The following is a 14,091-nucleotide window of genomic DNA, read 5'->3' as shown; positions in this document are numbered from 1 at the left end:
GGGGACCACGTGGTGCTGCCGTCAGCGGCGGTGCGCCTCCTCGAGTCGGCCGAGTCGGGTCCTCGCCGCCCGCTCGCTGGGCGAGAGACGACCGAGGTGGAGCTCCAGGCCCCGCATCAGGAGCCGGTTGGCCGTGATCGCCGGCCACCAGGGGCGGCGGAGCCCGAGCAGCCGGCGGACCTCCGGACGGAGGGAGGCGACGGCACCGGCGAAGAGCAGCGGGTAGACGACGCCGGCCTCGCCGGGGAGGCGGATGTCGCGGAGGAACCCGACCGCCTCGCGGACCCGCTCGTCCGGCTTGAGCTCCGCCGCGAAGCCCGCGAGCTGCTCCCGGAGCTCGACGACGCTCTCGGGCGGGTTCGGCACTCCGAGCAGGCGGCCCGACTCCGCCCACTCGCGCACGTAGGCGTCGGGACCGCCCGGAATCGGACGACCCCAGATCTCGTGGGTACTGAGAAAGGCGTCGGTGAAGGCGTCGTGCACCCAGAGCAGCAGGTGCGGATCCTGCGCCGAGTAGGGGCGCTCGGCGCCGGCCGCGTCCTCGTAGGTCCCGGTGATCCGCTCGTGCACGCCGGTCACCCAGCGGGCGGCCCCGGTGGCGGCGGCGCGGTCGCCGAAGCTCGTCGTCAGCACCCAGCGGACGGTGTTGTCCAGACGCCCCATCGGATCCTCGCGATACGTCGAATGGTCGTGGACCCCGGCCATCGCGCCCGCGTGCAGGGTCTGCATCAGGAGCGCCCTGACACCGGCGATCATCGTCGGCATCGCTCCGTTGACCGCCCACACCGCACTGCCGGGACCGAAGAGTCCCGGGCCCTCGCCCTGCTCGAGTGCGACGACCCAGTCGGGGCGGGGACGGGGGCGGCGGCGGCTCATCCGGCCAGTGTGCGCTCGCCCCCTGTACCGCGGCTGTCTGTCACCCTTTCGGCCTAACGCGCCTCGCTACTCGGCCAGCAGCTCGCGCACGTCGTCGGCCGTCAGCGCCTGCGAGAACAGCTCCCCGTCGTCCAGGACGGCGGCGCCGAGGCGGGCCTTGCGCTCCTTCAGCCGCACGATCTTCTCCTCGATCGTGTCGAGGGCGACCAGACGGTAGACGTTGACCCGGCGCTGCTGCCCGATGCGGTGCGCCCGGTCGACGGCCTGGGCCTCGGCCGCCGGGTTCCACCAGGGGTCGAGGATGAAGACGTGGTCCGCCTCCGTGAGGGTGAGGCCGGTGCCGCCCGCCTTCAGGCTGATGAGGAACACCGGCGCGTCGCCGGAGCGGAAGGACTCGACGACTCCGGCCCGGTCGCGCGTCGATCCGTCGAGCTGCACGAACGGGACCCCGCGCGCCCGCAGTCGCTCCGCCGCCCGCTCCAGGTACGAGGTGAACGTGCTGAAGACGAGCGCGCGCCGTCCCTCGGCCAGCACGTCGTCGAGCTGCTCCACCAGAGCGTCGAGCTTGGCCGAGGGCACGTGCCGGTAGGAGGGATCGACCAGGGAGGCGTCGAGCGCCAGCATCCGCAGGAGGGTGAGCGAGCGGAAGACGGTGAACCGCTGCCGGTCGAGGTCCTCGACCAGGCCCAGCAGCTTCCTCCGCTCGCGCTGCAGATAGCCGTCGTAGAGCACGCGGTGCGCGGGAGCGAGGGTCACCTCGATCGTCTGCTCCTGCTTCTCGGGCAGCTCGGGCGCGACCGCCTCCTTCGTCCGGCGCAGGAGGAACGGGCGCACGCGTCGGCGGAGGCGCTCGAGCCGGCGGCGGGCTCCCTCCTCCTGCGAGACGGTCCGCCCCTCGGACAGGTCGGGCGACGCGATGCCCAGCGGCGCTTCCGCGTGCTGGATCGGCCGCGTGTACTCCTCCTGGAACCGGCGCAGCGGGGGCAGGAGGCCGGGCGCCGTCAGCGCGAGGATCGCCCAGAGCTCGTCGAGCGAGTTCTCGAGCGGAGTGCCGGTCAGCGCGAGCACGATCGGCGCGCCGAGCGAGCGAGCCGCCCGGTGGGTCTGCGAGGCGGGGTTCTTGACGAACTGGGCCTCGTCGAGGACCAGGGCGGACCAGCTCCGACCGGCCCACTCCTCCGCGGCCAGGCGCAGGACGGCGTAGCTCGTGACGACGAGATCGGCCTCGTCCGGTATCCCCGCGACACCGGTCCTCGCGCTCGAGACCGTGTGCACCCGCAGCCCGGGGGCGAAGCGCGCCGCCTCGGAGGCCCACCCGGGCACCACCGAGGTCGGAGCGACCACGAGGAACGGCGCGCACCGCTCCCCCGACGCGCGCGCCTGCTCGACCGCCTCCAGCATCATCGCGAGGGCCTGCAGGGTCTTGCCGAGCCCCATGTCGTCGGCGAGGATCCCGCCGAGACCGTGCCGTCGGCGATGGGCGAGCCACGAGTACCCCTCCTGCTGGTAAGGCCGGAGCTCGGCGCGGAGGCCCTCGGGAGCGGCGACGTCTCCCGGAACCCCGGCCGCCAGCGCCTGCTGCAGGACCTGCCGCCACGCGTCCGAGGCGACGCTGTCGTCGGCGAGCTCCTCCAGCTCCTCCCACAGCGCCGTCTGGTGCCGGCCGAGCCGCGGACCCGTCTCCCACTCGTCGAGCTGATCGGCGCGGTTCAGCAGCTCGCGCAGTCGATCGAGCCCCGGATGGGCGAGCGAGAGGTAGGAGTGGTCGACGAGCCGGATGCGGTCGCCTCCGGCTGAGAGCGCGCGGAACAGTGGGAGGAAGGGCACGCTCACGTCGCCGATCCTGACGACGACGGCCAGGTCGAACCAGTCGGCGTCCGCGGTGTCGACGGCGGTCACCGTGAGGGTGAGATCGCCGTTCAGGAGGCGGTAGTCGGGCGGGACGCCCTCGCGCTCCACCCGCACCCCGCCGACCTCCTCGAGACGCGGCAGGTGCTCGACGACGAACACCGCGGCGTCCGCTCCGCGCAGGAGGACACCGGCCTCGAGATCGGGGACGACCGGGGACCCGGCCTCCGCGAGCACGGCGGTCGCGCGCCGCAGGATCGCCGCCTCGAGGAACCCCGTGCCCTCGCCGTCGATCTCGCTCGAGCGATCGGCGCTGCGCCGCCAGCGCCAGCTCACCCGCACTGCGCGGCGGGGCTCGAAGGACACCGTGCAGACCAGCCTCGGCGGCTCCGGCTCGTCGATCTCGACGCCCGGTCCGCTCGGCCGGACGGCGACCCGGCCCCTCAGAGCGGGAAGATGGTCGTGGAGGAACTCGTCGACGTCCTCCGCGGGCACACTCGTCGCCTCCGGATGCCGGAGCAGTCGCAACTCCTCGTCCTCCAGCGCAGCCGCGGCCGGCGCGAGGAGCAGTGCGGACGGATCCCCGCCCTCGACGAGGTAGACGCCGTGGCGCGCGACCGGTCGGACCTCGTCGAGCTGCCGGTCCTCCTCGCCGAGGCGGAGGACCGGTCTCAGCTCGAGCGCTCCGGACCGATCGGTCGCGAGGAGGGCGATGTGCGCAGCGGGGCCGAGGCGCACCGCGCGGCGGTCCGGCGCCAGGAGGGGGATCCCGAGGGCGGGGGCCTGCTCGAGCAGGCGCCAGAGCAGCGGGCTCTCGTAGTCGTCGAGGTGGATCCAGTCGGGGTCCTGCCCGAGGTGCACCGTCCGCGTCGCGCGGTGCAGGGCGGCGAACTCCGCGAACCAGCGCTGGTGGGCCGGATCGAGCGAGAGGCGGTGCGTCTGGAAGTTCAGCGACTTCCAGGTGAGCGTCGAGCGGTTCCAGGCCCCGCCGCGCCCCGGGACGACGGGCCGCGTGGCGAGCCGGTGGTCGTCGCGGGCGGCGGGGTCGTAGTCCTTCGCGCCGACGCGCTCGCTCGTCGGCGCCCGCCACGGATCGTCGGCGCGTCGCACGAGACGGCGCAGCTCGAACTGCAGCCCGATGGGAGTGAGCGGCCCGGCCACGACGGCCGGCCGCTCCTCCGAGCCGCTGAGCTCGCCGAGACGGGCGCGCCAGGCGGACGGGAGCGGTTCGGGAGGCACGGCCCCATGCTCCCACGGCCCTCCGACACGCTCGCCGGTCCCCCGCAGGACCGCTGCGGCGAGGAGAATCGGCGCATGACCACGAGCGACTCCCCCACCCCCGTCCGCCTCGAGATCGGGAGCGATGAGCTCCGCGTCTCCGTCACCACGGCTGGAGCCGAGCTCACGTCGCTCCGCGATGCCGGAGGACTCGAGTACCTCTGGCAGGCGGGCCCGGAGTGGCGGCGGCACGCGCCCGTCCTGTTCCCGATCATCGGCCGCCTGCCCGACGACACCCTCCACCACGACGGCGTCTCCTACCCGATGGGGCAGCACGGCTTCGCCCGCGATCGGTCCTTCGAGCTCGCGGGCGCCTCGGGCGACGAGGCCGTGTTCCGGCTCCGCAGCGACGCCGCGACCCGCGAGGTCTTCCCGTTCGACTGGACCCTGCTCGTCGCCTACGCGGTCACCGGATCGACGCTGCGGATCACGCAGACCGTCGAGAACCGCGGAACCGGTCCGCTAGGCGCGTCGGTGGGAAACCACCCCGCGTTCGCGCTGCCGCTCCCCGGCGGGAACGGCGAGCACCGCATCCGCTTCGCCGAGGAGGAGCCCGAGGGCTTCCGCCGCGCGCCGGGGAACCTGCTCGCCGAGCCGCGCTTCCCCTCGCCGCTCGAGGACGGCGCCCTCGTCGTCGACGACGCCTGGTTCGAGAAGGACGCGGTGATCTTCGACACTCCGAAGCGCCGCGTGATGACCCTCGAGGCCGATGGAGCCCGCTCGATCACCGTCGACGCGGGCGACTTCGACGTCGTCGGCATCTGGAAGCCGGTCGGCGCACCGTTCGTCTGCATCGAGCCCTGGCGCAGCATCCCCACGCCGGCGGGCTGGGACGGCGACATCGTCGACAAGCCCGGGCAGTTCGTGCTGGCACCGGGCGCGCAGCGGGCCTTCTCCTACAGCATCGCGCTCAGCTGAAGGTCCTCGCGCTGCAGCTGCGCGTCGAGGAGCTCGAAGCGGCGGATGATCAGCCCCTCGCGGGTGGCCCACGGGCAGATCACGAGCTTCTCGACGCCGAGCGCGTCCATGGCCGCCTCGGCGACCAGGGCGCCGGCGAGCAGCTGCGGCGCGCGGAGGGAGGAGACGCCGGGCAGCGCGGAGCGGTCGGCCGCGCTGATCGCCGCCAGTCGCGAGCTCCAGAGCCGGAGGTCGACGAGGTGCAGCTCGCGGCGCACCAGGGGGCCCGCTGCGCTCGGAGCGGCGCCGGTGATCCGCGCCAGCGAGCGGAACGTCTTCGAGGTGCCGGCCACCAGGTCGGGACGGCCCAGCGCGAGGAACGCGCGGGCGGGATCGGCGAGCAGGTCGCGCGCGTGCCGTCGTGCGGCCTTGACGCTCACGGCCGACGGAGGATCGCCCTGCAGCAGGTCGCGCGTCACCCGCCCCGCGCCCAGCGGCACCGAGACGGCCAGCTCCGGCACCTCGTCCACTCCCATCGACAGCTCGAAGGAGCCGCCGCCGATGTCGAGATCGAGGATCGAGCCCGCGCCCCAGCCGAACCAGCGACGGACGGCCAGGAAGGTGGCGGACGCCTCGGCCTCTCCGCCGAGCTCCTGGAGGTGCACGCCGGTCTCCTCGCGGACGCGGGCGAGGACCTCGGCGCCGTTGCCCGCCTCGCGGATCGCCGAGGTCGCGAAGGCGAGGACGTCCTCCGCGCGATGCTCGCGAGCGACGTCGCGCGCCTCCGTGACGAACGAGATCAGCTCGCGCTGACCCTCCTCGGTGATGTCCCCTGCAGCGTCGAGGTAGGCGACCAGCGCGAGGCTGCGCTTGTGTGAGCGGTACGGGACGGGGCGGGCTCCGGGATGAGCGTCGACGAGGAGCAGGTGGACCGTGTTGGAGCCGATGTCGAGCACGCCGAGTCGCATGCGCCCACGCTAGCGCGGCCCCGCCCGCGCTCCGGACACGCAGGAGTCGTCCACGACCGAGGTCCGGAGCTGCTGCGGCCTGACGAGCCGTTCCCTTCGCGCGGCGAGATCAGCAGGACGACCGCGTGAGCGGAGTCCGACAGCGGGAGGACGTGGGTCTCGATACGCCGCTGCGCGGCTACTCGACCAGCAAGGGTGGCGTCCGCCCCTGGTCCACGCGCAGCGCGGCTCATCGACCAGCCGGGAGGACGTGGGTCTCGATACGCCGCTGCGCGGCTACTCGACCAGCAAGGGTGCGCAGGCTCCTGGTCCCGCAGTGCCGCGGACGACCACCCTCACCCCTCCCAGGGTCACCGGCGATCCGCGTGCGAGCGGATCGTCGTACCCGGAACGCGACCCGCTCCCTGGTGCGCGACCCCATGCGAATGCCGACCGCGCGACGATCGACGAGGAACGAGGAGAACGTCGAAGGGCCCGGTCGCACAGCGACCGGGCCCTTCAGGAACTCAGTGGTCCCAGTTCTCCACCGGCTCGACCGAGCTGGAGGAGCCGACGACGTGCACGCGCATGTCGTTGGTGGTGCCGGCGCGTCCGGGGGGCGAGCCGGAGACGACGACGACCGTCTCGCCGGGCTTCGCGAGGCCCTTGTTGAGCAGCACGGCGTCGACCTGCGCGAACATCGCGTCGGTGTGGTTGACGCGCGGCGTGACGAAGGACTGGACGCCCCAGTTGAGCGCCATCCGTCGGCGGACGGCGGGCTCCGGGGTGAAGCCGATGATCGGGATGCCGTGGCGTAGGCGGGTCATGCGGCGCACGGAGTCGCCCGACTCGGTGAACACGCAGAGGAACTTCGCCTCGACGAACTCGGCGACCTCGGCGGCGGCGAGGGTGACCGAGCCGCCCTGAGTGCGCGGCTTGCTGCCGAGCGGGGGGATCCGCTCGAGGCCGTGCTCCTCGGTCGACTCGACGATGCGCGCCATGGTCTGAACGGTCACGACCGGCCAGGCCCCGACGCTGGTCTCGCCCGAGAGCATGACCGCGTCGGCGCCGTCGAGGATCGCGTTCGCAACGTCGGACGCCTCGGCGCGGGTGGGGCGGGGGCTCTCGATCATCGACTCGAGCATCTGCGTCGCGACGATGACGGGCTTGGCCCAGCGGCGGGCCAGCTCGACGGCGTGCTTCTGGACGATCGGCACCGCCTCCAGGGGCAGCTCGACACCGAGGTCGCCGCGGGCGACCATGATGCCGTCGAAGACGTCGATGATCTCCTGTAGGTTGTCGACCGCCTGCGGCTTCTCGATCTTGGCGATGACGGGGGCCTTGCGACCCTCCTCCGCCATGATCTCGTGCACGCGGGTGATGTCGCTCGCGTTGCGCACGAAGGAGAGCGCGATGATGTCGGCGCCCAGGCGGATCGCCCAGCGCAGGTCGTCCTCGTCCTTCTGCGACAGCGCGGGGACGTTCACGGCGACACCGGGCAGGTTGATGCCCTTGTTGTTCGAGACGTTGCCGGGGACGACGACCTCGGTGACGACGCGGGGTCCCTCGACGGCCGTGACGCGGACCGCGACCTTGCCGTCGTCGATGAGGAGCATGTCGCCGGGGTTCACGTCGTCGGGCAGGCCCTTGAACGTGGTGCCCGAGAGCTCCTTGGTGCCCAGGACGTCCTCGGTCGTGATGGTGAAGACGTCGCCCTCGGCGAGGGCGTACGGGCCGCCCTCGAACTTGCCGAGGCGGATCTTCGGGCCCTGGAGGTCGACCAGGATCGCGACTGCGCGGCCGGCGTCGTCGGCCGCCTTGCGGACGATGCGGTAGATGCCCTCGTGGACGTCGTAGCTGCCGTGGCTGAGGTTCATGCGGGCCACGTCCACGCCGGCGTCGATGATCGCACGAATGGTCTCGTACGACGACGTTGCCGGGCCGAGGGTGGCGACGATTTTCGCTCGTCTCATTGAGGGGGTGCTCCGTTGTTCTGCGCCCGGAGGCGCGTCGTTAGCGGGGAGGGTGAGCAGGGATTGCCAGCGCGAGACTATCGCCTCGGCGGGACTAGAGGGTGAAGCCGCGGTCGTTCGGGCCGACGGGCGCGGGGAGCTGCGTGGTGCCCTCGAGGTAGCGGTCGACCTCGGCCGCGACGGAGCGGCCCTCGGCGATCGCCCACACGATGAGGGACTGGCCGCGACCGGCGTCTCCGGCGACGAACACGCCGGGCGCGGTCGTCTCGAAGTTCGCGCCGCGGTCGACGTTGCCCCGGTCCGTGAACGGGACCGACAGCTGACCGGCGAGGCGGTCCGACTCCGGGCCGGTGAAGCCCAGGGCCAGCAGGACCAGGTCGGCCGGGATCTCGCGCTCGGTGCCGCTCTTGGGGACGCGGCGGCCGTCGAGGTACTCGGTCTCGGCCACGCGCACGGCACGGACCTCGCCGACCTCGTTGGAGAGGAACTCTACGGTGGAGGCGAGGAACATCCGCTCGCCGCCCTCCTCGTGGGCGCTCGAGACCTCGAACACGGTCGGGTCCATCGGCCAGGGCTGGCTGTCCGGACGCTCCGACGGCGGCTGCTTGCCGATCGCCAGGTTGGTGACCGAGGCGGCCTTCTGACGGTGCGCCGTGCCGATGCAGTCGGCTCCGGTGTCGCCGCCGCCGAGGACCACGACGTGCTTGCCCTCGGCGCTGATCTGCTCGAACACGGTGTCCCCCGCGAGCACGCGGTTGGACTGCACGAGGTACTCCATGGCGAAGTGCACGCCCGAGAGGTCGCGACCCGGGATCGGCAGGTCGCGCGGCACGAGGGCGCCGGTCGCGACCACCACGGCGTCGTAGCGCGCCCGCAGGTCGTCCCAGGTGATGTCGGAGCCGATGTCGACGCCCGCGCGGAAGCGGGTGCCCTCGGCCTTCATCTGGTTCAGTCGCAGCTCGAGGTGCTTCTTCTCCATCTTGAAGTCCGGGATGCCGTAGCGCAGGAGGCCGCCGATGCGGTCGTCGCGCTCGTACACCGCGACGGTGTGCCCGGCGCGGGTGAGCTGCTGCGCGGCCGCGAGGCCCGCGGGACCGGAGCCGACGACCGCGACGGTCTTGCCGGTGAGGCGCTCGGGCGGGTGCGGCTGCACCCAGTCGTTGCCGAAGGCCTGATCGATGATCGAGACCTCGATCTGCTTGATCGTGACCGCGGGCTGGTTGATGCCGAGCACGCAGGACGACTCGCACGGAGCCGGGCAGAGCCGGCCCGTGAACTCGGGGAAGTTGTTCGTCGCGTGCAGGCGCTCGATGGCCTGGCGGCCCTCGCCGCGCCACATCAGGTCGTTCCACTCCGGGATCAGGTTCCCGAGCGGGCAGCCCTTGTGGCAGAACGGGATGCCGCAGTCCATGCAGCGTCCGGCCTGGCGACGCAGCACGGCGGAGTCGCCCTGCTCGTACACCTCTTTCCAGTCCATCAGCCGCACGGACACCGGGCGCCGCTTGGGCAGCTCCCGGTCCTGCACCTTCAGGAACCCCTTGGGATCAGCCACCGGTCACCTCCAGAATCCGTCCCCAGACGACGTCGCCGTCGGGGTCGAGCCCCTCTTCGACAGCGGATGCGCGCGTCGCGAGCACCGCGGCGAAGTCGCGGGGCAGTACCTTGACGAAACGCGAGACGGTTCCGTCGAAATCGTCGAGCATGCCCTGGGCCAGGGTGGACTCGGTCTCGGCGACGTGTCGCTCGAGCAGGTCGCGGAGCATCTCGACGTCGGCGCTGTCGAGCGCCGAGAGCGTGAGCTCCCCGGAGGCGAGCGCGTCGCGGTTGACGAGCTCGCGCTTCAGGCCGTGCACGTAGGCCGTGCCGCCGGACATGCCGGCGCCGAGGTTGCGCCCGGTCTCGCCGAGGATCACGGCGAGTCCGCCGGTCATGTACTCGAGAGCGTGGTCGCCCACTCCCTCGACGACCGCGGTCGCTCCGGAGTTGCGGACCAGGAAGCGCTCGCCGACCATGCCGCGGATGAACATCGTGCCCTGGGTCGCCCCGTAGCCGATGACGTTGCCCGCGATCACGTTGGTCGACGCGTCGAAGGTGCTGCGGCGGTCGGGCCGCACCACGATCTGACCACCCGAGAGACCCTTGCCGACGTAGTCGTTCGAGTCGCCCTCGAGCCGCAGGGTGATGCCCGCGGGCAGGAAGGCGCCGAGCGACTGCCCGGCCGAGCCGCGCAGCGACACGACGATGGAGTCGGCCGGAAGCCCGTTCTCGCCGAAGCGGACGGTGACCTCATGGCCGAGCATCGTGCCGACGGCGCGCTCGGTGTTCTTGATCTCGCGCTCGATCGCGACGGTGCCGCGGTGGTCGAGCACGTTCGCCGCGAGCCGGATGAGCTCGTTGTCGAAGTGCTTCTCGAGCTCGTGCTCCTGCGCGCGTCCGTGGCGGCGCGGCTCCTCGGCCGTGAAGACAGGGCCGACCAGGATCGGCGTGAGGTCGAGACCGCTCGCCTTCCAGTGCTCGATCGCCTGGTTGACGTCGAGCAGCTCGCGGTGGCCGACGATCTCGTCGATGCTCCGGTAGCCGAGCTGCGAGAGGTACTCGCGCACCTCCTGGGCGATGAACTCGAAGAAGTTGACGACGAACTCGGGCTTGCCCGAGAAGCGCTTGCGCAGCTCCGGGTTCTGCGTGGCGACGCCGACGGGGCAGGTGTCGAGGTGGCAGACGCGCATCATGATGCAGCCCTCGACGATCAGCGGAGCGGTGGCGAAGCCGAACTCCTCCGCTCCCAGCAGCGCGCCGATCACGACGTCGCGTCCGGTCTTCATCTGTCCGTCGACCTGCACCACGACGCGGTCGCGCATGCCGTTGAGCATGAGGGTCTGCTGCGTCTCGGCCAGGCCGAGCTCCCACGGGGTTCCCGCGTGCTTGAGCGAGTTGACCGGGCTCGCGCCCGTTCCGCCGTCGTGACCCGAGACCAGGATGACGTCGGCCAGGGCCTTCGCCGTGCCCGCAGCGACCGCGCCGATGCCGGACTGGCTGACCAGCTTGGCGTGGATGCGGGCCGAGGGGTTCGCGCGCTTGAGGTCGAAGATCAGCTGCTTGAGGTCCTCGATCGAGTAGATGTCGTGGTGCGGCGGCGGCGAGATGAGGCCGACACCGGCGGTCGCGTGACGGGTGCGCGCGATCCACGGGTACACCTTGGTCGGCGGCAGCTGACCGCCCTCGCCGGGCTTGGCGCCCTGGGCGAGCTTGATCTGGATGTCGTCGGCGTGGGTGAGGTACATGCTCGTGACGCCGAAGCGCCCGGAGGCGACCTGCTTGATGGCGGAGCGGCGCTCGGGGTCGAGCAGTCGCTCCGTGTCCTCACCGCCCTCGCCCGTGTTCGACTTGGCGCCGAGGCGGTTCATCGCGATCGCGAGCGTCTCGTGCGCCTCGGGCGAGATGGAGCCGTAGCTCATCGCTCCCGTCGAGAAGCGCTTGACGATCGACTCGACCGGCTCGACCTCGTCGATCGGCACCGGCGTGCGGCCCTCGGTGTCGAGAGTGAACATGCCGCGCAGGGTCATGAGCGAGCTCGCCTGGTCGTCGACCATCTTCGTGTACTCGCGGAACACGTCGTAGCGGCGGTTGCGCGTGGAGTGCTGCAGGCGGAAGACGGTGTCGGGGTTGAAGAGGTGCGGAGCACCGTCGCGGCGCCACTGGTACTCGCCGCCGACCGCCAGGCGCTCGTGCGCGACGACCGCGCCGTCCTCCGGGTACGCGGCGCGGTGGCGCGCGGCGTTCTCCTCGGCGACGACGTCGATCCCGATGCCGCCGAGCTTCGAGACGGTGCCGGTGAAGTACTGGTCGACGAAGGCCTGGCTGAGGCCGACGGCCTCGAAGGTCTGCGCTCCCGCGTAGCTCGACACGGTCGAGATGCCCATCTTGGACATGATCTTGAGGACGCCCTTGCCGAGCGCCTTGATCACGTTCTTCACGGCCTTCTCGGGCGAGATGTCCGAGAGCATGCCGCTGCGGACGAGCTGCTCGCAGGTCTCCATCGCGAGGTACGGGTTGACCGCGGAGGCGCCGTAGCCGATCAGCGTCGCGACGTGGTGCACCTCGCGGACGTCGCCGGCCTCCACGACCAGCCCGACGCGCATCCGGTTCTCGGTGCGGATCAGGTGGTGGTGCACGGCGGCGAGCATCAGCAGCGACGGGATCGGAGCGAGGTCCTTCGTGGAGTCGCGGTCCGAGAGCACGAGGAACTGCGCTCCGGCGGCGATCGCCTCGTCGGCTTCGCTGCACATCTCGTCGATGCGGTCCTGCATGGCGCGCGGCCCGGCATCGACGCGGTAGAGGCCGCGGATCGTCGTCGTGATGTGGCTGAGCGGACGCGGCGCGATGTGCTGGATCTTGGCCAGCTCGTCGTTGTCGATCACCGGGAAGTCGAGGACGACCTGGCGGGCGTGCTCGGCTCCGGCCGACAGCAGGTTGCGCTCCGGGCCGAGCCCGAGGCGCAACGACGTGACGACCTCCTCGCGGATGGAGTCGAGCGGCGGGTTGGTGACCTGCGCGAACGCCTGGGTGAAGTAGTCGAACAGCAGTCGGGGGCGCTTGGACAGCACGGCGACGGGCGTGTCCGAGCCCATCGCTCCGAGCGGTTCGGCGCCGGCCTTCGCCATGGGCAGCAGGAGGAGGCGGACCTCCTCCTCGGTGTAGCCGAACGTGCGCTGACGGCGGTTCACGGACGCCGGCGTGTGCACGATGTGCTCGCGCTCGGGCAGGTCCTTGAGGTTGATCCGGCCCTTGTCGAGCCACTCCTCGAAGGGGCCGGACTCGGCGAGCTGGCCCTTGATCTCCTCGTCCTCGACGATGCGGCCCTGCTCCGTGTCGACCAGGAACATGCGTCCGGGCTGCAGGCGTCCCTTGCGGACCACCTTCGCGGGGTCGATGTCGAGCACGCCGATCTCGCTCGCGAGCACGACGAGACCGTCGTCGGTGACGACGTAGCGGCCCGGACGCAGCCCGTTGCGGTCGAGCGTGGCGCCGACGAGCTCGCCGTCGGTGAAGACGATCGCGGCGGGACCGTCCCACGGCTCCATGAGCATCGAGTGGTACTCGTAGAACGCACGGCGCTTCTGGTCGATCGCGGTGGCCTGGTTCTCCCACGCCTCCGGCACCATCATCATGATCGCGTGCGGCAGCGAGCGGCCGGCGAGGTTGAGGAGCTCCACGGTCTCGTCGAACGAGGCGGAGTCGCTGCGGCCGGGAGAGACGATCGGGAACAGCGGCGAGAGGTCGCCCAGCTCCTTGCTCTTCAGCTGGGACTGGCGGGCGCGCATCCAGTTGCGGTTGCCCTGCACGGTGTTGATCTCGCCGTTGTGCGCGATCATCCGGAACGGCTGCGCGAGCGGCCACGACGGGAACGTGTTCGTCGAGTACCGCGAGTGCACGAGGGCGAGCTTCGAGGTGAAGCGCTCGTCCTGCAGGTCGGGGTAGAACGGCTCCAGCTGGAGGGTCGTGACCATGCCCTTGTAGACGAGCGTGCGGCTCGACAGCGACATGAAGTACACCTCGAGCTCGCGCTCGACGCGCTTGCGGAGGCGGAAGGTCAGCCGGTCCAGGCGCACGGAGGAGAACGGCGTGCCGGTCTCGTCGGTCAGGTCGCTCCGGACGTAGAGCTGCTCGATCGCGGGCATCGCGGCGCGCGCGAGCGTGCCGATCTCGTCCGGCTGCACCGGGACGGAGCGCCAGCCGACGACCGTCAGGTTCTCCTCGCGGGCGATCTCGGCGATCGTCGACTTCACCCGCTCGCGCTCGAAGACGTCGACCGGGAGGAACGCGTTGCCGACGGCGTACTGCCCGAGCGGGGGCAGCTCGAACGTCGCGACCGCGCGGAGGAAGTCGTCCGGGATCTGCGTGATGATGCCGGCGCCGTCGCCGGTGCCCGCATCGGAGCCGACCGCGCCGCGATGCTCGAGATTGCGCAGGGCGTCGAGCGCGGCGTCGATGATGTCGTGCCCGGCGGTGCCGCGCATGGTGGCGACCATCGCGAGTCCGCACGCGTCCTTCTCGGCGCTGGGGTCGTACATCCCCTGGGCGGGCGGAGTGCCGAGAAACGGCACGACGGGGACGCGGGGCGAGGGCTGGGCGGGTGCCATGTCAGGAACCGTCCTCACGAGAGTTGTGGCGGATGGGGACGTCGCTGGCCCGCAGGGTGGTGATGGAGGGTCGGCTCCCCGATCGGGAGGGCCGTGTCGTGGGGGTCACGCGCCGTCGGCGTGACCGCACGG

The 14,091-nt window shown here is 71.6% G+C and carries 7 protein-coding genes; 1 reads left to right on the top strand and 6 read right to left on the bottom strand.

Annotated elements, in window-relative coordinates; all coding sequences use genetic code 11:
• Positions 1-21: 21 nt before the first annotated feature.
• Both LRG51_RS01145 and LRG51_RS01140 read right to left on the bottom strand, forming a co-directional pair.
• A complete protein-coding gene (locus tag LRG51_RS01145) occupies positions 22-876 on the bottom strand; it encodes an oxygenase MpaB family protein (protein ID WP_230670506.1) in 855 nt (284 codons plus the stop codon).
• 66 nt (positions 877-942) lie between these two features.
• The gene (locus LRG51_RS01140; RefSeq protein ID WP_230670504.1) at positions 943-3,963 is read right to left on the bottom strand and encodes a DEAD/DEAH box helicase; all 3,021 of its coding nucleotides are present in this window, start codon (positions 3,961-3,963) and stop codon (positions 943-945) included.
• Between the two features lie 75 nt (positions 3,964-4,038).
• On the opposite strand from LRG51_RS01140, the gene LRG51_RS01135 reads away from it, so the two are divergent.
• A complete protein-coding gene (locus LRG51_RS01135) occupies positions 4,039-4,920 on the top strand; it encodes an aldose 1-epimerase family protein (RefSeq protein WP_230670501.1) in 882 nt (293 codons plus the stop codon).
• On the opposite strand, the gene LRG51_RS01130 is transcribed toward LRG51_RS01135, so the two are convergent.
• The 4 genes from LRG51_RS01130 to gltB all read right to left on the bottom strand — a co-directional run bounded on the left by LRG51_RS01130 (position 4,899) and on the right by gltB (position 13,959).
• Positions 4,899-5,867 (bottom strand): Ppx/GppA phosphatase family protein, encoded by a 969-nt coding sequence (locus LRG51_RS01130; RefSeq protein ID WP_055791875.1) that lies wholly within the window; start codon positions 5,865-5,867, stop codon positions 4,899-4,901. The two genes, LRG51_RS01135 and LRG51_RS01130, sit on opposite strands and share 22 nt — an antisense overlap.
• A gap of 506 nt (positions 5,868-6,373) precedes the next feature.
• The gene (pyk, locus tag LRG51_RS01125; RefSeq protein ID WP_055791872.1) at positions 6,374-7,819 is read right to left on the bottom strand and encodes a pyruvate kinase; all 1,446 of its coding nucleotides are present in this window, start codon (positions 7,817-7,819) and stop codon (positions 6,374-6,376) included.
• A 94-nt stretch (positions 7,820-7,913) separates the two neighbouring features.
• Complete coding sequence (locus LRG51_RS01120; RefSeq protein ID WP_230670498.1) at positions 7,914-9,371, bottom strand: glutamate synthase subunit beta; 1,458 nt, start codon at positions 9,369-9,371, stop codon at positions 7,914-7,916.
• Complete coding sequence (gltB, locus tag LRG51_RS01115; protein WP_442966629.1) at positions 9,364-13,959, bottom strand: glutamate synthase large subunit; 4,596 nt, start codon at positions 13,957-13,959, stop codon at positions 9,364-9,366. The genes LRG51_RS01120 and gltB overlap by 8 nt, the downstream gene beginning before the upstream one ends.
• Positions 13,960-14,091 lie beyond the last annotated feature (132 nt).

The sequence above is a fragment of the Rathayibacter sp. Leaf248 genome (genome assembly GCF_920939495.1).
Classification (GTDB): domain Bacteria; phylum Actinomycetota; class Actinomycetes; order Actinomycetales; family Microbacteriaceae; genus Rathayibacter; species Rathayibacter caricis.
The sequence above is the reverse complement of the archived record's forward strand: the minus strand, read 5'-3'. Positions and strand labels throughout refer to the sequence as shown.